16 protein-coding genes, 1 pseudogene and 1 riboswitch are annotated in these 19,085 nt (G+C 69.9%); of the genes and pseudogenes, 6 read left to right on the top strand and 11 right to left on the bottom strand.

The window, feature by feature from the left end; translation table 11 throughout:
* Positions 1-292: 292 nt before the first annotated feature.
* Positions 293-1,741 carry a gamma-aminobutyraldehyde dehydrogenase gene (locus tag ACFYNU_RS37580; protein WP_356594038.1) on the bottom strand — a complete coding sequence of 483 codons (1,449 nt, stop codon included), beginning with the start codon at positions 1,739-1,741 and terminating at the stop codon, positions 293-295.
* A 176-nt stretch (positions 1,742-1,917) separates the two neighbouring features.
* Between ACFYNU_RS37580 and ACFYNU_RS37575 the strand changes: the two genes are divergently transcribed.
* The 5 genes from ACFYNU_RS37575 (at position 1,918) to ACFYNU_RS37555 (ending at position 7,149) form a co-directional block, all read left to right on the top strand.
* Positions 1,918-2,430, top strand: coding sequence for an Lrp/AsnC family transcriptional regulator (locus ACFYNU_RS37575; RefSeq protein ID WP_356593977.1), 513 nt, complete (start codon positions 1,918-1,920; stop codon positions 2,428-2,430).
* Positions 2,415-3,794 (top strand): aspartate aminotransferase family protein, encoded by a 1,380-nt coding sequence (locus ACFYNU_RS37570; protein WP_356593975.1) that lies wholly within the window; start codon positions 2,415-2,417, stop codon positions 3,792-3,794. The genes ACFYNU_RS37575 and ACFYNU_RS37570 overlap by 16 nt, the downstream gene beginning before the upstream one ends.
* A gap of 250 nt (positions 3,795-4,044) precedes the next feature.
* Positions 4,045-4,773, top strand: coding sequence for an ATP-binding cassette domain-containing protein (locus tag ACFYNU_RS37565; protein ID WP_356593973.1), 729 nt, complete (start codon positions 4,045-4,047; stop codon positions 4,771-4,773).
* A complete protein-coding gene (locus ACFYNU_RS37560) occupies positions 4,755-5,912 on the top strand; it encodes a hypothetical protein (RefSeq protein WP_356593971.1) in 1,158 nt (385 codons plus the stop codon). Before ACFYNU_RS37565 ends, ACFYNU_RS37560 begins: the two co-directional genes overlap by 19 nt.
* Before the next feature lie 58 nt (positions 5,913-5,970).
* On the top strand, positions 5,971-7,149 hold the full coding sequence (locus ACFYNU_RS37555) for a Rossmann fold nucleotide-binding protein (RefSeq protein WP_356593969.1): 1,179 nt from the start codon (positions 5,971-5,973) through the stop codon (positions 7,147-7,149).
* Between the two features lie 28 nt (positions 7,150-7,177).
* Here ACFYNU_RS37555 and ACFYNU_RS37550 read toward each other — a convergent pair whose 3' ends face one another.
* From ACFYNU_RS37550 to rpsB, 9 genes are all read right to left on the bottom strand, one after another.
* On the bottom strand, positions 7,178-8,272 hold the full coding sequence (locus ACFYNU_RS37550) for an ABC transporter ATP-binding protein (RefSeq protein WP_356594037.1): 1,095 nt from the start codon (positions 8,270-8,272) through the stop codon (positions 7,178-7,180).
* A gap of 5 nt (positions 8,273-8,277) precedes the next feature.
* The gene (locus tag ACFYNU_RS37545) at positions 8,278-9,891 is read right to left on the bottom strand and encodes an iron ABC transporter permease (protein ID WP_356594035.1); all 1,614 of its coding nucleotides are present in this window, start codon (positions 9,889-9,891) and stop codon (positions 8,278-8,280) included.
* A gap of 143 nt (positions 9,892-10,034) precedes the next feature.
* Positions 10,035-11,126, bottom strand: a complete 1,092-nt coding sequence (locus ACFYNU_RS37540; RefSeq protein ID WP_356593967.1) for a thiamine ABC transporter substrate-binding protein — start codon at positions 11,124-11,126, stop codon at positions 10,035-10,037.
* 79 nt (positions 11,127-11,205) lie between these two features.
* Positions 11,206-11,330, bottom strand: a riboswitch (TPP riboswitch).
* Between the two features lie 54 nt (positions 11,331-11,384).
* A complete protein-coding gene (rlmN, locus tag ACFYNU_RS37535; protein ID WP_135069298.1) occupies positions 11,385-12,497 on the bottom strand; it encodes a 23S rRNA (adenine(2503)-C(2))-methyltransferase RlmN in 1,113 nt (370 codons plus the stop codon).
* A gap of 175 nt (positions 12,498-12,672) precedes the next feature.
* Positions 12,673-13,743, bottom strand: coding sequence for a phosphatidate cytidylyltransferase (locus ACFYNU_RS37530; RefSeq protein WP_356593965.1), 1,071 nt, complete (start codon positions 13,741-13,743; stop codon positions 12,673-12,675).
* Positions 13,743-14,300 carry a ribosome recycling factor gene (gene frr / locus ACFYNU_RS37525; RefSeq protein WP_031229369.1) on the bottom strand — a complete coding sequence of 186 codons (558 nt, stop codon included), beginning with the start codon at positions 14,298-14,300 and terminating at the stop codon, positions 13,743-13,745. The genes ACFYNU_RS37530 and frr overlap by 1 nt, the downstream gene beginning before the upstream one ends.
* A 127-nt stretch (positions 14,301-14,427) precedes the next feature.
* Positions 14,428-15,207, bottom strand: coding sequence for a UMP kinase (pyrH, locus tag ACFYNU_RS37520; RefSeq protein WP_356593962.1), 780 nt, complete (start codon positions 15,205-15,207; stop codon positions 14,428-14,430).
* A gap of 198 nt (positions 15,208-15,405) precedes the next feature.
* Entirely contained in the window at positions 15,406-16,266 is an 861-nt protein-coding gene (gene tsf, locus ACFYNU_RS37515) for a translation elongation factor Ts (protein WP_356593960.1), read from the bottom strand.
* An 87-nt stretch (positions 16,267-16,353) separates the two neighbouring features.
* On the bottom strand, positions 16,354-17,322 hold the full coding sequence (rpsB, locus tag ACFYNU_RS37510) for a 30S ribosomal protein S2 (RefSeq protein WP_356593958.1): 969 nt from the start codon (positions 17,320-17,322) through the stop codon (positions 16,354-16,356).
* Between the two features lie 405 nt (positions 17,323-17,727).
* Between rpsB and ACFYNU_RS37505 the strand changes: the two are divergent.
* Positions 17,728-18,354, top strand: a pseudogene (locus ACFYNU_RS37505) (murein hydrolase activator EnvC family protein); the annotation flags it as partial.
* A gap of 145 nt (positions 18,355-18,499) precedes the next feature.
* Here ACFYNU_RS37505 and ACFYNU_RS37500 read toward each other — a convergent pair.
* Positions 18,500-19,060, bottom strand: coding sequence for a helix-turn-helix domain-containing protein (locus tag ACFYNU_RS37500; protein WP_356594033.1), 561 nt, complete (start codon positions 19,058-19,060; stop codon positions 18,500-18,502).
* Positions 19,061-19,085 lie beyond the last annotated feature (25 nt).

Genomic DNA, 19,085 nt, shown 5'->3' with positions numbered 1-19,085 from the left:
TCGGCTCCTTCTCCGCCGTACGCCCGGTGCCGGGGGGGGGGGGGGGGGCGGCGGGGGGGGGGGGGGCGGCGGCGGGGGCGGGGGCGGGGGCGGCCGGCGCCGCCCCCCCCCCCCCCCCCCCCCCCCCCCCCCCCCCCCCCCGCCCCGGGGGAGGCAACTCGTGCGGCGTACTCGCGAGTTGGCGAGCCGATCGCGCCGCGGTGACGACGCGGACCCGCCTCAGCGGCTCGCGCGCCCCGCCGCGTGCTTCATGCCCCCGCGTGCCTCGCGCACCTCGCGCGCCTCATACGCCTCACGCGTCGAGCGACGTCATCACGTGCTTGATCCGCGTGTAGTCGTCGAAGCCGTACGCCGACAGGTCCTTGCCGTAGCCCGACTTCTTGAAGCCGCCGTGCGGCATCTCGGCCACCAGCGGGATGTGCGTGTTGATCCACACGCAGCCGAAGTCCAGGTTCTTGGACATGCGCATCGCGCGCCCGTGGTCCTTCGTCCACACCGAGGAGGCGAGCGCGAACTCGACCCCGTTCGCGTACTCCAGCGCCTGCGCCTCGTCCGTGAACGACTGCACCGTGATGACCGGCCCGAACACCTCGTTCTGGATGATCTCGTCGTCCTGCTTGAGACCCGAGACGACGGTCGGCGCGTAGAAGTACCCCTTGTCGCCGACCCGGTGACCACCGGCCTCGACCTTGGCGTGGGCCGGCAGCCGCTCGATGAAGCCCGAGACGTGCTTCAGCTGGTTGGCGTTGTTCAGCGGCCCGTACAGCGCGTCCTCGTCGTCCGGACCACCGGTCTTGGTGTCGGCCGCGGCCTTGGCCAGCTCGGCCACGAACTCGTCGTGGATCGACTCGTGCACCAGGACGCGGCACGCCGCCGTACAGTCCTGCCCGGCGTTGAAGAAGCCGGCCACCGAGATGTCCTCGACGGCCTTGGCGATGGCCTCGCTGTCGAGGTCCTCGAAGACCACGACAGGCGCCTTGCCCCCCAGCTCCAGATGCACGCGCTTGACGTCCCTGGAGGCGGACTCGGCGACCTGCATCCCGGCCCGTACCGAGCCCGTGATCGACACCATCGCCGGCGTCGCGTGCTCCACCATGGTGCGCCCGCTGTCGCGGTCGCCGCAGATCACGTTGAAGACACCCTTGGGCGCGATCGCGCCGATGATCTCCGCCATCAGCAGCGTGGAGGCGGGCGTGGTGTCCGACGGCTTCAGTACGACGGTGTTGCCCGCCGCGAGCGCCGGGGCGAACTTCCACACGGCCATCATCATCGGATAGTTCCACGGCGCGACCTGCGCGCAGACGCCCACCGGCTCACGCCGCACGATGGAGGTGAAACCGTCCATGTACTCGCCGGCCGAGCGGCCTTCGAGCATGCGCGCGGCACCGGCGAAGAACCGGATCTGGTCCACCATCGGCGGGATCTCTTCGGTGCGGGTCAGTTCGAGCGGCTTGCCGGTGTTCTCCGACTCGGCGGCGATCAGGTCCTCCGCGCGCTCCTCGAAGGCGTCCGCGATCTTGAGCATCACCTTCTGACGCTCGGCCGGAGTGGCGTCGCGCCAGGCGGGGAACGCCGCGGCGGCGGCCTCCATGGCGGCGTCGACGTCGGCCTGGCCGGAAAGCGGGGACGTGGCGTACGCCTCGCCCGTGGCCGGGTTGACCACCTCGATGGTCCGCCCGTCGGCGGCGTCCTGGAACTCCCCGTTGATGTAGTTACGCAGACGGCGCAGCTCGGTGGTCACTGCCACCCCTCCTTACAGAAGTCATGCCGGATGTGTCCGATGGGTGAGACACCCACCCTAAGCGTTCAGCCGACGCTTTCGACAGACCTACCCTCTCTCAACTTCGGATTCAGTCAAATTCTGACCCGCTCACAACGAATTTCATCGCTTCAGGGTTGCAAGACAGACGAGTCACGGTGCACAGTGAGGCGGTGGCCAGTCGTAGCGCGGACCCCAGGAACGGGCACGGAAACGGATCGTCGCCGGCGATCGACTCCGTGTCCCTCGCGATCATCGAACAGCTTCAGGAGGACGGACGGCGCCCCTACGCCGCGATCGGCAAGGCCGTCGGCCTCTCCGAGGCAGCCGTACGCCAACGCGTCCAGAAGCTGCTCGACCAAGGTGTCATGCAGATCGTGGCCGTGACCGACCCGCTGACCGTCGGATTCCGGCGCCAGGCGATGGTCGGCATCAACGTCGAGGGCGACCTCGACTCCGTGGCCGACGCGCTCACGGAAATGGACGAGTGCGAGTACGTGGTGATGACCGCGGGCTCCTTCGACCTGATGGTGGAGGTCGTCTGCGAGGACGACGACCACCTGCTGGACGTCATCAACAAACGGATCCGCGCGCTCCCCGGCGTGCGCTCCACCGAGAGCTTCGTCTACCTCAAGTTGAAGAAGCAGACCTACATGTGGGGAACCCGATAGCCGTGAGCAAGGACCTCTCCAAAACCGCTTACGACCACCTGTGGATGCATTTCACCCGCATGTCGTCGTACGAGAACGCACCCGTGCCCACCATCGTGCGTGGTGAGGGCACCTACATCTACGACGACAAGGGCAAGCGTTACCTGGACGGCCTCTCCGGCCTGTTCGTGGTCAACGCGGGCCACGGGCGCCACGAGTTGGCCGAGACCGCCTACAAGCAGGCTCAGGAACTCGCCTTCTTCCCGGTGTGGTCCTACGCCCACCCGAAGGCGATCGAGCTGGCCGAGCGGCTGGCCCACTACGCGCCCGGGGACCTCAACAAGGTCTTCTTCACCACCGGCGGCGGCGAGGCCGTAGAGACCGCGTGGAAGCTCGCCAAGCAGTACTTCAAGTTGATGGGCAAGCCCACCAAGTACAAGGTCATCTCGCGCGCCGTCGCCTACCACGGCACGCCGCAGGGGGCGCTGTCCATCACCGGACTGCCCGCCCTGAAGGCCCCGTTCGAGCCGCTGGTCCCCGGCGCCCGCAAGGTGCCGAACACGAACATCTACCGCGCCCCCCTTCACGGCGACGACCCGGAGGCGTACGGCCGCTGGGCCGCCGACCAGATCGAGCAGCAGATCCTCTTCGAGGGCCCGGACACGGTCGCCGCCGTCTTCCTGGAGCCCGTGCAGAACGCGGGTGGCTGCTTCCCGCCCCCGCCGGGCTACTTCCAGCGGGTCCGCGAGATCTGCGACCAGTACGACGTGCTCCTCGTCTCGGACGAGGTCATCTGTGCCTTCGGCCGGCTGGGCACGATGTTCGGCTGCGACAAGTTCGGCTACGTGCCGGACATGATCACCTGCGCCAAGGGCATGACGTCGGGCTACTCACCGATCGGCGCCTGCATCATCTCCGACCGTCTCGCCGCGCCCTTCTACGAAGGCAGCAACACCTTCCTGCACGGGTACACCTTCGGTGGCCATCCGGTCTCGGCCGCCGTGGGTCTCACCAACCTCGACATCTTCGAGCGCGAGGGCCTCAACCAGCATGTGCTGGACAACGAGGACGCCTTCTTCTCGACGCTGCGCAAGCTTCACGACCTGCCGATAGTGGGCGACGTACGGGGCAACGGCTTCTTCTACGGCATCGAGCTGGTCAAGGACAAGGCCACCAAGGAGTCGTTCACGGACGAGGAGACGGAGCGCGTCCTGTACGGCTTCCTCTCCAAGGCTCTGTACGACAACGGGCTGTACTGCCGCGCCGACGACCGCGGTGACCCGGTCGTCCAGCTGGCGCCGCCGCTGATCTCCGACCAGTCGACGTTCGACGAGATCGAGCAGATCCTGCGCACCGTCCTGACGGAGGCCTGGACAAAGCTCTGATCATCGCGGAGTACGGGGCGGGGCCACGGGGCGGCGTACAGGCCCTGTGGCCTCGCCTCGTACGTCGTCCGCATGACGGCCCGGGTGCCCCCGTTCGAGTGCAAAGGGGCCATCCGGGCCGCGTGCTGTCCGCCCACCTCGTTATGGATCCTTACGGTGCAGTGGCCGATCGGCTTCGCTCTCGTTCCCCCCGGACGGGGCGCGGTACGTCAGCGCAGAACCGAGCCCGATCCGAACCGAGGTGTACGCCATGGTTGCCCCGCCGGACAACGACGTGCTCTGGGCGCGTTCCCTGCACCACTCCCACAACGGCTCGCCCGCGCTCAGCGGGGTCTCGCTCGGAGTACGCGAGGGCGAGATCCTCGCCGTCAGCGGTGCGCGCGGCAGCGGCAAGACGACGCTGCTGCGGTGTCTCGCCGGCCAGCTCGTCCCGGAGCAGGGCGAGGTCTGGTTCAACAGCACCGCAGTGCACACGATGCCCCCGGCGCTGCGCGAACGGCTCCGACGCGACCGTTTCGGCTGGATCGACTCCGATCCGGTCCTGGTCCCGGAGCTCAACGCCTGGGAGAACGCCGCCCTGCCGCTGCTGCTGCGCGGCTCGTCCCGCCGTGCGGCGAAGGCCGCGGCCATGGAGTGGCTGGAGCGGCTCGACATCGGCGTGTGCGCCCGCAAGCGTCCGCACGCCCTGCTCCAGTCGCAACGCCAGCGCGTCGCCGTCGCCCGCGCCCTGGTCAGTACGCCCGCCGTACTCTTCGCCGACGAGCCGACGGCGCCGTTGTACGCCGCCGACCGTGCGCAGGTCCTGCGCACGTTGACCACCGCGGCGCGCTCGCACCGCATCACCGTCGTACTGGCCACCCTCGACGACGAGGTCGCGACGCTCGCGGACCGCACCGTCGTACTGGTCGACGGCCGTCGTGTGGGCGCCCTGCGGCCGGCCGAGGCGGAAGGCCAGGCAGCGTGCTCGCTCTCCGTCTAGCCCGCGGCAGCCACCCACTCGTCCTGCTGCGCAGACTGCTCGTCGCAGCGGCGTCGGCGGGCGTCGGCTTCCTCCTGCTGTGCACACTGGGCTGGGCCATGAACCATCCCGCCGGGTCGCTGCTGCGCCTGCTGTGGTGCGTGCTGCCGCTCGCCGCCACGGTGCAGTTCGCCGTCGCGGTGGCCCGTACGGATCCGAGCACCCGGCCGCGCCCCGGCCTCTCGGCCGTCGGCCTCGGCCCGGCACAGCTCACCGCCCTGGCCGCCGCGTCGACCGCCCTGTCCTGCACGCTCGGCAGCGTGGTGGCGCTGCTGTTCTTCCTTCATCTGCGGGGTGATCTCACGGGGCTGCCTTTCGACGGTGCCGCGTCCGATCTCCTCGGCGCCGGGCAGCCGTTGCCGCTGGCCGCCGTCCTCACGCTGCTCACCGTCGTACCGGTCCTCGGCACCGTGGCCACCGGACTCGCCCTGCGTCCGCGCAAGGCGGGGCCGGCCGACCAGAGCGATCCCGAGCGCCCCGTGACGCCCAAGCCCGCCCCGTCGGGGCTCCCTTGGGGCGTGGCTCTCACCGCGGCCGGCCTCGCGGTCGAGACCTACGCGAGCCGAGGCGGCTCGGAGGCGCCGCTACCGCTGCCGGGGCGTTTCGAGGGCAGCCCGGCGGGGGTGCTGGCCGGCTGGTCGCTGACGGCGCTCGGCCTGGCCCTGGCGGGCCCCGGTATCGCGCACCTCTGCGGCCGGCTCCTCCAGATGCTGCGACCCGGCGCGACCCGGCTGCTCGCGGGGCGCGTCCTGATGGACGAGGCGGTACGGATCGGCCGCCCGCTGGGCGTGGTCTGCGCGGTGATCTCCGGCGGGTTCGCCGCCGCGGCGCTGTACGGCCCCGGTGACCCGCGTCCCTTCGGACCACTCACCGGCCTCGGGGCCACGCTCGTCGTGGGCTGCACCGTCGCGACGCTGCTGACGGCGGTGCTGGAGGCCAAACACGCCCGCACCGACACGACGGCGGCGCTGGTACGGGTGGGCGCCCCCACGGGGCTCCTGCGAACTGCCGCCGCGCTGCGGGCCGGCGCGCTGCTCGCCGTTTTCGGACCGCTCACATGGGTGATCGCCGCCCTGGCCGCCGTACCGCTCACCGGCTGAGCCGTCCGCCTTCCGGGACTCCCGTTCCCCTCCCGTACGAGGGGCCTATCGTGTCCGCATGGCGAACGGCGAGGCACACGACGCACATGACGCACAACAAGCAGCGGCGCAGGGCCTCCAGGGGCCGTGGGAGCACCGGGCGGACGGCCTGGACCGCGAGATCGAGACCCTCGACGAGTTCGACCAGGTGATCCTGGGCGGGACACTCAGCGGCTACCGGGTCCAGTCGGTCGATCTGACGGGCCGTACGCTCGCCCTGCTGTCCACCGACACCTCCGAAACCGTCTTCCTCGGCTGCCCGATGGCCCCGGACGCCGCGGCGAAGATACGGGCGGACGGGGCCCTGGTCTTCCCTCCCGTCCCGCACCTCCCCTTCGACCCCTACCGGGGGCTGCTCTACACGCCCGAGCATCTCTTCGAAGGGCTGGACGAGGGCGGGTACGAAGTGACGCCGGACGCGCTCGCCTACGACTGGTTCCAGCGGACCAAGGCCGACGGCGACATACTCGGCTCGATGTTGAGGTCGGTCCATGACGACGCGATCTCGGATGCTCTGGACGAACTCCTCGTCGGCGCGCGGGTCGTCGGCGTGATGGGCGGCCACGCCATGGCACGGGGCACCGACGCCTACGCGGGGGCGGCTCGCCTCGGCCGCGAACTGGCCCGTACGGGGCTGACCGTTGCCACCGGCGGCGGCCCCGGCGCCATGGAGGCCGCCAATCTCGGCGCGTACGCCGCCCCGCACCCCGACGAGATGCTGGACGAGGCCCTCGAAATCCTTGCCAAGACCCCGTCGTTCAGCCCCTCGATCTCCGACTGGGCGCGCGCCGCGTTCGAGGTACGGGGCCGCTGGCCCGGGGGCGCCGGGTCGGTCGGAATTCCCACCTGGTTCTACGGCCACGAGCCGCCGAACGCCTTCGCCGGGCACATCGCGAAATACTTCGCCAACGCGACCCGCGAGGACGGTCTGCTCGCCCGCTGCAACGCCGGCGTCGTCTTCCTGCCCGGCGCCGCGGGCACCGTCCAGGAGGTCTTTGACAACGCGACGCCGAACTACTACGAGTCACGCGGCGAACCGACGCCGATGGTCCTCGTCGACCGCGCGCACTGGACCGAGAAGCTGCCCGCCTGGCCGCTGCTCACGGCGCTGGCGCGGGAGCGCTCGATGGAATCCCGTATCGCGCTCGTCGACTCGGTGGCCGAGGCTCCGGAGGCCCTGGCGCGGCTCTCCGCCTGACCTGTAGGCCGCGAGGGGGGGCGTCTCGTCAGTCCGCCCTGTTGTCACCCGTTGAGGCCACGGCCTCGGTAGCGTCCTTGTCGGCGTCGGCCGACTCCGGTTCCCTGTCGTCCAGCACCACGACGTCCTCGGCCGCGAAGGAGACACCGACCTTCGCACCCTGGTCGGGGACGTCGCGGAGCGCGCACTCCGCCTCCAGCTCGGGACCGTCGGCGGGGCGCAACAGGACGGCGACGTGGCTGCCGCGGAACGTACGCGCCCCGACGGTGCACCGCAGCCCGTCCTCGGGCGGGCCGAGCCGTACCCCCACAGGACGTACGAGCAGAGCCCGCGAACCCTGCGCCGAACCGGCGGGCACGGGGACCTTTCCCCAGGGCGTATCGGCGACGTCACCGCGGACGGTGGCCGGCACCACGTTGTCGAAGCCCAGGAAGCGCGCCACAAACGTGGAGGCCGGGCGCTGCCAGACCTCCAGCGGTGTGCCGGTCTGCGCCACCTGTCCGTCACGCATCACCACGACGCGGTCGGCGAGCGCGAAGGCTTCGCCCTGGTCGTGCGTGACGGCGAGCACTGTCGTACCCAACTCCGTGAACACGCCGCGCAGTTCCACGACCAGTCGCTCGCGCAGACTCCGGTCGAGCTGGCCGAGCGGTTCGTCGAGCATGAGCAACCGGGGCCGGGGGGCGAGCGCCCGTGCCAGTGCCACGCGCTGCTGCTCACCGCCGGACAGCGCGCCGACGGCGCGGCGCTCGGCGCCAGGCAGGCCGACGAGGTCGAGCAACTCGGTGACACGTCGCCGCTGTTCGCCCCGTGGCTCGCCGCGCATGCGCAGACCGAAGGCGACGTTGCCACCGACGTCGCGCTGCGGAAAGAGCTGGTGATCCTGGAACATCAGTCCGACGCCGCGCCGGTGCACCGGCACACCCGCCTGGTCGGTGCCTTCCAGCAACACCCGCCCCGTGTCCGGCGGTTGAAGGCCGGCGACGACACGCAGCAAGGTGGACTTGCCACTGCCGCTCGGCCCCAGAACGCAGACGATCTCCTGCTCGGCGATCCGCAGATCCACGGCGTTGAGCGCCGTACGCCGCCCGAACCGTACGGTCACGTCCTCAAGAGTGAGCAGGGCCATCAGAATTCTCCGGAGCGGTCGGTACGGATACGTTCAAGCACCAGCAGCGACACGGCGCACACCAGCATCAGCACCGTGCTCAACGCCATCGCCTGCCCGTAGTTGAGGTCACCGGGCCGCCCCAGCAGTCGAGCGACGGCCACCGGCAGAGTCGGCCGGTCCGGCCTCGCGATGAAGACCGTGGCACCGAACTCGCCGAGCGAGACGGCGAAGGCGAATCCTGCGGCCACCAGCACCGCTCGCCGCACCATCGGCAGATCCACCTCCCGCCACGCCCGCAACGGCGACGCCCCGAGAACGGCGGCGGCCTCGCGCAGCCGCCCGTCCACGGCGCGCAGTACGGGAAGCATGATCCGTACGACGAAGGGGACCCCCACCAACGCCTGGGCGAGCGGTACGAGGATCCACGACGCCCGCAGGTCCAGCGGCGGTTTGTCCAACGTGATCAGGAACCCGAAGCCGACGGTCACCGCCGAGACGCCCAAGGGGAGCATCAGCAGGGCGTCGAAGCCCCGTGCGAGGCGCCCCGCCCGGCGGGTGAGCGCCGCAGCCGCCAGTCCGCCCACGATCAGGGCGATGACGGTCGCCATCAGGGCGTAGCGCAGCGAGTTCCACACCGCTTCCAGCGGCGGTACGAGGAACGTCCCTCCGCTCGCCTCCACCGAACGGAGCGCCCGGTAGTAGTCGAAGCCGTATCCGGCGGGGCCGTCGAGTGATCGCTCGATCAGCACTCCGAGGGGCAGCAGAATCAGGAGGAGGACGGTGCCCAGCACACCGGCGAGCAGCGCCCACTGACCGGCTCCTCGCGGCCTGCGCACCATCTGCGCGGGGTCGACCAGTTTCAGGGCGGTCTCCCGCCTCCGTACGGTCCAGGCGTGCAACGCCAGGACCGCGCCGACAGCGCCGAATTGCACCATCGTCAGAACGGCGGCGGTCGGCAGATCCAGCAGCTGCGCGGTCTGCCGGTAGATCTCCACCTCCAGGGTGGAGTAGGCCGGACCGCCCAGGATCTGGACGATGCCGAAGGAGGTGAAGGTGAAGAGGAAGACCATCAGCGCGGCGGCGGCGACGGCGGGGCCGAGGGCGGGCAGCGTGACCCGCCACCACGCCGCCAGCCGCCCGGCGCCGAGCACCCGAGCGGCCTCCTCCTGGCGTGGGTCGAGTTGGGCCCAGAGGCCACCAACGGTGCGGACGACCACCGCGTAGTTGAAGAAGACGTGCGCCAGGAGGATCGCCCACACCGTGGTGTCGGCCCGCACGCCCCACAGTTCGTCGAGCAGCCCACCGCGCCCCAGCAGCGCGAGGAACGCCGTGCCGACGACGACGGTGGGCAGGACGAACGGCACCGTGACAATGGCGCGCAGGAGCTGTTTGCCGGGGAAGTCGAAGCGTGCGAAGACGTACGCACCAGGGAGCGCGATCAGCAGGGTGAGGGCCGTGGAGACCGCGGCCTGCCACGTCGTGAACCAGAGCACCTGTCCGATGTCGGGCCGGCTCAGCACGTCGCCGAACCTGCCCCAGTGCCAGGAGCCCTCCGTCTTCAGCCCGCGGCCGACGATCGCGGCGACGGGGTAGGCGAAGAAGACCGCGAAGAAGGCGACGGGCACCGCCATGAGGCAGAGGCGTACGGCGCTCGCCCGGCGCCGTACGACGCGGGCCGCACGTCCCGCTTCCGCGCCCCGTCCCCCGGCGGGCGGGCCGGCGGTGGCCGCACCCGTATGCGTGGACTTCTCGCCCTTCGGGGCGGCCTCCGTGCCTACTTGACGACGAGTGAGGACCACGACTGGATCCACTCGTCACGGTTCTTGGCTATCTTCTCCGGGGCCACGGTCTCCGGGTTGTCGACGACGGCGCCGTGCTCGGTGAAGAGCGCGGGCAGCTTCGCACCCTCGACGACCGGATTGACGAACATGTTGAGCGGCATGTCCTCCTGGAACGTCTTGCTCACCAGGAAGTCCAGGAGGGCCTTGCCGCCCGCTTCGTTCTTCGCCCCTTGGAGCAGGCCGGCGAACTCGATCTGCCGGAAGCAGGTACCCGCGGCGACGCCGGTCGGCGCCTCCTTGGGCTGCGGGTCGGCGTACAGGACCTCGACGGGCGGACTTGAGGCGTAGGAGACGACGAGGGGACGCTCCGCCTTCGCCTTCTTGCCGCCCGCAGAGCCGGAGAAGTCCTCGTTGTAGGCCTGCTCCCAGCTGTCCACGACCTGGACGCCGTTGGCCTTGAGCTTCTTCCAGTAGTCCTGCCAACCGTCGTCCCCGTACGCGGCGACGGTGCCGAGAAGGAAGCCGAGGCCCGGCGAGGACTGCTCGGCGTTCTCGACGACGAGGAGATCCTTGTAGGCGGGCTTCGCGAGGTCCGCGAAGGACTCCGGTGGGGCGAGTTTCTTGTCGGCGAAGTACTTCTTGTCGTAGTTGACGCAGATGTCGCCGGTGTCGACGGGGGTGACTCGATGCTCGGCGTCGTCGAGCCGTACGTCCGCGCGGACCTGGTCGAGCCCCTTCGCCTCGTACGGCGTGAACAGGCCGTTGTCGAGAGCACGGGAGAGCAGGGTGTTGTCGACGCCGAAGAAGACGTCGCCCTGCGGCGAACCCTTCGTGAGGATCTCCTTGTTGAGCGCCTCGCCGGCTTCGCCGCTCTTGAGCACCTTGACGGTGTAGCCCGTCTGCTTGGTGAACTCCTTCAGTACGGAGTCCGAGGCGGCGAAGGAGTCGTGGGCGACGAGCGTCACGCTCTTGGATCCGGCCCCGTCCGACGCCGTGGAGTCCTCGGACCCGCCGCACGCGGCGAGCGCGGAGACTCCCAGGGCGGCGGCGACGGCGCCGGCCGCCATCTTCTTCGTGGTACGCACTGAAATCCTCCTGGGATGTCCAGGAGAAGACGCGGCCCTGCCCCGCGCCGGCGGACCGGCGCAGGGCAGGGCGCAACAGCTTGAGTGATGACCGAACTTCCTACCCAGAATGACCTGGGCGAGGTTCAGAGGGTCTGCGACCGTGAGGCTCTTCTCAAGCCTCTGCCGCACTCTCAGCGCTGTGGCGCTCCCCTGTCGGAATATGTAATTCGTTCGAACCCAGCGTACATGGGCCCCGACGGGGCCCCTTCGCCGCGCTCAGCGCTCCGTCGCCGCCAGTTGACCGCACGCCCCGTCGATCTCCTGACCGCGGGTGTCGCGCACCGTCACCGGCACCCCGTGGGAGGCGACGGCCTCGACGAACGCCTTCTCGTCCTCAGGGCGCGAAGCCGTCCACTTGGAGCCGGGCGTCGGGTTGAGCGGGATCAGGTTGACGTGCACCCGCTTGCCCTTGAGCAGCCGGCCCAGCAGATCGCCCCGCCACGCCTGGTCGTTGATGTCGCGGATCATGGCGTACTCGATGGAGATCCGGCGGCCCGACTTCTCGGCGTACTCCCAGGCGGCGTCCAGGACCTCCCGCACCTTCCAACGGGTGTTGACCGGCACCAGGGTGTCCCGCAGTTCGTCGTCGGGCGCGTGCAGCGACACGGCGAGGCGGCATTTGAAGCCCTCGTCGGCGAATCGCAGCATCGCGGGCACCAGACCCACCGTCGAGACGGTGATTCCGCGCTGCGAGAGGCCGAGACCGTCGGGCTCGGGGTCGGTCAGCCGGCGGATCGCCCCGACGACGCGGCGGTAGTTGGCGAGCGGTTCGCCCATGCCCATGAAGACGATGTTGGACAGCCGGGCGGGGCCGCCGGGGACCTCGCCGTCGCGCAGCGCGCGCATGCCGTCCACGATCTGGTGCACGATCTCGGCCGTGGACAGGTTGCGGTCGAGACCGGCCTGCCCCGTGGCGCAGAACGGGCAGTTCATGCCGCAGCCCGCCTGCGAGGAGATGCACATGGTGACCCGGTCCGGGTAGCGCATCAGGACGGACTCAACGAGTGTGCCGTCGTGGAGCCGCCACAGCGTCTTACGGGTGGTGTCGTCGTCGCAGGAGATGTGACGCACCACGGACATCAGGTCGGGAAGCAGCTCGGTGGCGAGCTTCTCGCGCGCGCCGGCCGGGATGTCCGTCCACTGGGCGGGGTCGTGGGCGTACCGCGCGAAGTAGTGCTGCGACAGCTGCTTGGCGCGGAACGCCTTCTCGCCGAGTGCCGCCACGGCCTCGCGCCGTTCCTCCGGCGTGAGGTCGGCGAGATGCCTCGGCGGCTTCTTGGCGCCACGGGGCGCGACAAACGTGAGCTCTCCGGGATTGGGCGGAGCCATGAGCTTTTCTCTCCTCGGTACGACGAGGCCGGTGTTCCCCGCCGGCTGCGGGAGGGACATGGGCACACTGCCGGTGCCAGGAGACCTCATGTGACGGGCCCCGCGACCGCGGAGCGCAGTAAGGCCCGCCGTACGGGACGGCGGGCCTTACCAGGGTAACCGGTACGGATACGGCTCAGCCCGAGCCGACGAACACCACCAGCAGCAGCCACACCACCGGGGCCGTCGGCAGGAGCGAGTCGAGGCGGTCCATGATGCCGCCGTGACCGGGCAGCAGCGTGCCCATGTCCTTGATCCCGAGATCCCTCTTGATCATCGACTCGCCCAGGTCGCCGAGCGTGGCACTGGCCGCCACGGCGAGACCGAGCAGCAGCCCCTGCCACCAGGTGCCGTCGTCGACGAGGAACTGCATGCACAGCGCGCCGGCCACCATGGCGAATCCCACGGCGCCGAGCAGACCCTCCCGCGTCTTGCCGGGACTGATGCGCGGCGCCAGCTTGTGGCTGCCGAACCGCCAGCCGATCGCGTACGCACCGGTGTCACTGACGATGGTCAGCACCAGGAAGGTGAGCACACGCTGGGCGCCGTCGTCCGCCGTGAGCATCATCGCGACGAACGTCGCCAGGAAGGGTACGTAGAACGTCGCGAAGACGCCCGCCGTCACGTCCTTGAGATAGCCCTCCGGCCGCTCCGTCATGCGCCAGGCGAGCACGGCGAGCGCGGTGAGCGCCGTGGCGACCCAGGCGCCCTCCGCGCCCCGTACGTACCCGGCGACGACCATCGCGGCGCCACCGACCGCGAGCGGGACGAGCGGCGCCTTGATGCCCTTCTTCTCGTCGAGCCGGGAGGTCAACTCCCAGAGCCCGACGACCACCGCGACCACTATCACGCCGATGAAGACGGCCTTCACGATGAAGAGGGACACCACGATCACCGCGCCGAGCCCCACACCGACCCCTATGGCCGCTCGGAGATCGCGGCCTGCCCGCTTCTTCGGCGGAGGTGGCGGAGGGGCGGACATGGGCTCCTGCGGCGTTTCGTCACGGAACAGGGGGCCGCCCGGCCGAGCAGCCCCCCGGTCGTCATCCTGGGCCCCGCCGCTCGCGGGTACGTCGGGCACGATGGGCATGGGCCGAGTCTGCTGTGCGTCCAGCTCATCGTATGCGGGACCCGCCGGGGCAGCCCCCTGGTCAGGCGGTCCCCAGTAGCCGGCAGCGGGCGGGGCCCCCCAGGAAGAGTCGTTCATCAGACCTCGAGCAGCTCGGCTTCCTTGTGCTTGAGCAGCTCGTCGACCTGGGCGACGTACTTCGCCGTGGTGTCGTCGAGCTCTTTCTCGGCGCGGCGGCCCTCGTCCTCGCCGACCTCACCGTCCTTGATGAGCTTGTCGATCGTCTCCTTGGCCTTGCGGCGCACGGAGCGGATCGAGATCTTCGAGTCCTCCGCCTTGGTCTTGGCGACCTTGATGAACTCCTTGCGGCGGTCCTGCGTGAGCTCCGGGAACACCACGCGGATGATGTTTCCGTCGTTGCTCGGGTTGACTCCGAGGTCGGAGTCGCGGATGGCCTGCTCGATGTTGCGCAGCGCGCTCTTGTCGAACGGGGTCACCACGGCCATGCGCGGCTCGGGCACCGAGAACGAGGCCAACTGGTTGATCGGGGTCAGGGCACCGTAGTAGTCCGCCACGATCTTGTTGAACATCGCCGGGTGCGCACGACCGGTGCGGATCGCGGCGAAGTCGTCCTTGGCGACCAGGACGGCCTTCTCCATCTTCTCCTCTGCTTCGAGGAGGGTCTCTTCGATCACCACTTGCTCCTGCGTGTCTTGAGTGGGCCCGGTGCTAACAGGGCCGGCGGAACCTGCGTCGCGTCTTCTTCCTGCACGGTGTCCGACCGGCAGGGCTTTGTCCATCCCCGTGCGGGGCAGCCCGAGTTCAGGCCCGGGTGCCCTGGTCGCTCACGAGCGTGCCGATCTTCTCACCCTTGACGGCGCGCGCGATATTGCCCTCCGTGAGGAGTTCGAAGACCAGGATCGGCAGCGCGTTGTCGCGGCAGAGAGTGACGGCGGTGGCGTCGGCGACCTTGAGGTTGCGGGTGATCACCTCGCCGTACTCCAGCGCGTCGAACTTCACCGCGTCGGGGTTGGTCTTGGGGTCGGAGTCGTAGACCCCGTCCACACCGTTCTTGCCCATCAGCAGCGCTTCGGCGTCGATCTCCAAGGCGCGCTGGGCGGCGGTGGTGTCGGTGGAGAAGTAGGGCATCCCCATGCCGGCGCCGAAGATGACGACGCGGCCCTTCTCCAGGTGCCGTACGGCGCGCAGCGGGATGTACGGCTCGGCGACCTGGCCCATGGTGATGGCGGTCTGGACGCGGGAGTCGATGCCTTCCTTCTCCAGGAAGTCCTGGAGGGCCAAGCAGTTCATGACCGTACCGAGCATGCCCATGTAGTCGGAGCGGGCCCGGTCCATGCCGCGCTGTTGCAGTTCGGCGCCGCGGAAGAAGTTGCCTCCGCCGATGACGATGGCGATCTCCGCCCCGTCCCGTACGACGGCGGCGATCTCGCGGGCGATGGCGTGTACGACGTCGGGGTCGACGCCGAGCCCTCCCCCGCCGGCGAACGCCTCACCGGACAGTTTCAGCATGAAGCGCCCGACCTTCTTGCCGGGGTCGCCGTTGTCGTCGGTGGACTGGGAGGCGTCCGCGCCCTTGTTCATGGGGATCTCCTCGTGCACATACGAAGAAGGCCATTGCCGATGGGTCTGTGTCCCTAGCGGCAATGGCCTCCTCGTCAGATCTGCGGCCGTCCGGCGCGTGTTCGGCCGGCGGCTGCAGTAGACCCTAGCGGGGTCCACCGTCGATCGCGTACGACTGCGCTGTCCCGGACGCTCGGTCCAGGGACGGTGTCCGGAACGTCAGGCGCCGACGCGGATGCGCGCGAAGCGCTTCAGCGTGACACCGGCCTCGTCCAGGACCTTCTTGACGGACTTCTTGTTGTCCTTCGCGAACGGCTGGTCGAGGAGGGTGACCTCCTTGAAGAAGCCGTTGACACGACCCTCGACGATCTTGGGCAGCGCGGCCTCGGGCTTGCCCTCCTCGCGAGAGGTGGCCTCGGCAACGCGGCGCTCGTTCTCGACGACGTCCGCCGGAACGTCCTCACGGGTGAGGTACTTCGGCGCGAAGGCGGCGATGTGCTGGGCGACGTCCTTGGCGACGGTGGCCGCCGTGGCGTCGTCGGCGCTGCCCTTGTCCAGCTCGACCAGGACACCGACCTGCGGCGGGAGGTCGGGCATGGTGCGGTGCATGTACGTGCCGACGAAGCTGCCGTCGCCCTGGAACTGCGCGAAGCGGTCCAGGACGATCTTCTCGCCGAGGTTGGCGTTGGCCTCGTCGACGAAGGCCTGGACGGTCTTGCCGGGCTCGATCTCGGAGGCACGCAGGACGTCGATGTCGGCGGGGCTGGTCGAAGCCACGTGCGCGGCGAGCGCGTTGGCGGCGGCCAGGAACTTGTCACCCTTCGCGACGAAGTCCGTCTCGCACTTCAGCTCCAGCAGAACACCGGAGGTGTTGTCGTCGGAGACGAGGGAGACGACAGCGCCGTTCTCCGCGCTGCGGCTCTCGCGCTTGGCGACGCCCTTCTGGCCCTTGACGCGAAGTACCTCGACGGCCTTGTCGACATCGCCGTCGGCCTCGACCAAGGCCTTCTTGCAGTCCATCATGCCGGCGCCGGTGAGCTCGCGGAGCTTCTTGACGTCAGCGGCGGTGTAGTTCGCCATGTCTGTAAGTCTCTCTCGGAAGTCGAAGATCTACGGGTTGACGGCGGGGGCCCGTGGCCCCCGCCGTCAGCAACCGAACCTTTGAGGTCAGGCCTTGTCGGCGTCCGCGGCCGGAGCCTCGGTGGCCGGAGCCTCGGCGACCTCGGCAGCGGGGGCCTCGGCCGGAGCGGCGGCCTCGTCGGCCTGCTCGGCGTCGGCGACCTTCGCCGTCTCGGCGGAGGTCTGGACGTCGGCAGGCGCCTCGGCGGCGTCCGCGGGCTTCTCGGCGTCGCTCTTCTTGTCGCCTTCGAGGAGGTCACGCTCCCACTCGGCGAGAGGTTCACCGGCGGCCTTCTCGCCCGGCTTGGAGTCGCCGGTGGCGGCGCCGGAGCGGGCGATGAGGCCCTCGGCGACGGCGTCGGCGATCACGCGGGTGAGCAGGGTGACGGAGCGGATCGCGTCGTCGTTGCCCGGGATCTTGTAGTCGACCTCGTCGGGGTCGCAGTTGGTGTCGAGGATCGCGACGACCGGGATGTGGAGCTTGCGCGCCTCACCGACGGCGATGTGCTCCTTCTTGGTGTCGACGATCCAGACGGCGCTGGGCACCTTCTGCATTTCGCGGATACCACCGAGGGTCTTCTCCAGCTTGGCCTTCTCGCGCGAGAGGACCAGGAGCTCCTTCTTGGTGAGGCCGGAGGCGGCCACGTCCTCGAAGTCGATCTGCTCAAGCTCCTTGAGACGCTGAAGGCGCTTGTAGACGGTGGAGAAGTTGGTGAGCATGCCGCCCAGCCAGCGCTGGTTGACATACGGCATGCCAACTCGCGTCGCCTGCTCGGCGATGGCTTCCTGCGCCTGCTTCTTCGTACCGACGAACATGATGGAGCCGCCGTGGGCGACGGTCTCCTTGACGAACTCGTAGGCGCGGTCGATGTACGACAGCGACTGGAGCAGGTCGATGATGTAGATGCCGTTGCGCTCCGTGAAGATGAAGCGCTTCATCTTCGGGTTCCAGCGACGGGTCTGGTGACCGAAGTGGACGCCGCTTTCCAGCAGCTCCCGCATCGTGACGACGGCCATGGCCGTACTCCTTGAGGTACTCGGTTGTCGTGTCCGCCGGACGGCGGACGCGCCTGACGCCCCGGAACGCTTTGCCACGAGGGACCGAGAAGCGCGGGCACCGGCGAAGAGGCCGGCGGCGGGGCGTGCGAAGTCGATCCGGTGACCCGGATCGCCACAGGAAGTGTACGGGACCCGCACAGTGCCCGGCGACGGAGTGCGGGGGTGACGGAGTTATGCACAATGGGCCGGTTATCCACAGAATCCGAGCATGATCCACATGGATCCGCGGAGTGCGGCAGCGTGGACGACATGATCACTGTCCACGAACTGCTCATCCATGCCTCCGCCCGCCCCGGTCGTCGTCGGCGGCGGGGGGTCATCTCTCTGTGCGTCTCCGCCGGCGTCGCCGCGCTCGCCGGGGTGATGGCGGCCGTCCTGTTCGGCCCCTCGCCCCAAGCGCGGGCCGCGGACAACGAGGAGGCGAGCGCGGGCGCCGACACGGCCGAGGAGGCGCCCGTGGCGACTCCGAGCGCTGCCACGGGCGCCGCAGCGAACACCCCTACGGCCACCGGGCCCCGCACCGGCGTGAGCGGCGACCGGGCCTGGCCGGTGGGACGGCGACCGGTCCTCCTACGAGGATGGGAACCGCCCGCCTCCCCGTACGGCCCCGGCCACCGCGGCGTCGACCTCGCCGCGCCTCCGGGCACTCTCGTCCGCGCCGCCGCACCCGGCAGGGTGTCCTTCACCGGCAAGGTGGCGGGCCGCGGCGTCCTGTCGATCACGCTGACCGGCTCCGGGCAGCCGCCTCTGCGGACCACCTACGAACCGGTGACCGCGGTCGTCGCCGAGGGCGACGAGGTGGCGGCGGGCCAGGTCGTCGCCGTTCTCGGGCCTGGACCGTTCCACTGCGCGGGCGGATGTCTGCACTGGGGTCTGCTGCGGGGTGAGACCTATCTCGACCCGTTGTCCCTACTGCCCGACGACCTGCTCGACCGCGGCCCGGCACGTCTGCTGCCGGTGTTCGGGGTCCCCGAGCCAGCCGCCACCCAGGCGCCGCCCGGATCTCCCTCGCCCCCGCTGCCGGACGATGTGGCGATCATGGCCGAGGAGACCGCCGCCACGGCAGGGGACGCTCTGCACGCCGCGGCCCTGCTCGCGGCTGCCGCGTGGGTGCGGCAGCACAGTCGTACGGGGGTCAGTTACCGCGTACGCCTCGGAGCACCATGGACACCGCCGCCTCGGCGATCACCACGGGGTCCTCGGCCGCGCCCAACTCGATCCGACGCACGGCGGCGTCCACCACGCCCTGAAGCAGCATCGCGGCCAGCCGCGGCTGCTCGTGGCCCAGTTCCGAGAGGGCGTCGACGATCATCGCGATGAGCCCGCCGTGCGCCGCGCGGATCTTCTCGCGGGCGCCCGCGTCGAGTTCACTCGCGGAGATGGCGACCACCGCGCGGTGCCGACGGTCGCCCACCAGGCCCAACTGCGTGCGTACATACGCTTCGATCTTGGTCTCGGGTGTCGTCGCCTCCGCCATGGCGAACTCGATCTCGGCCGCCCAGACCGGGAAGTCGACGGCGCAGAGCTCTTCGACGACGGCCGCGCGCGAGCGGAAGTACTCGTAGACCGACGACCTGGCGAGGCCCGTGCGCTCGGCGAGGGCGGGGAAGGTCAGCGCCTCCGTGCCGCCTTCGGACAGGAGGGAGCGTGCGGCGTCCAGCAGGGCGCCGCGCTGCATGGTCCGGTGCTCGGCCACGGAGGCCGCTCGAATCCTGGGCACG

The organism is Streptomyces sp. NPDC006643, from assembly GCF_042870175.1.
In the GTDB taxonomy this organism is placed as follows: Bacteria; Actinomycetota; Actinomycetes; order Streptomycetales; family Streptomycetaceae; genus Streptomyces.
Note: the sequence above shows the minus strand (reverse complement) of the source record. Positions and strands in the feature narration are given on the sequence as shown.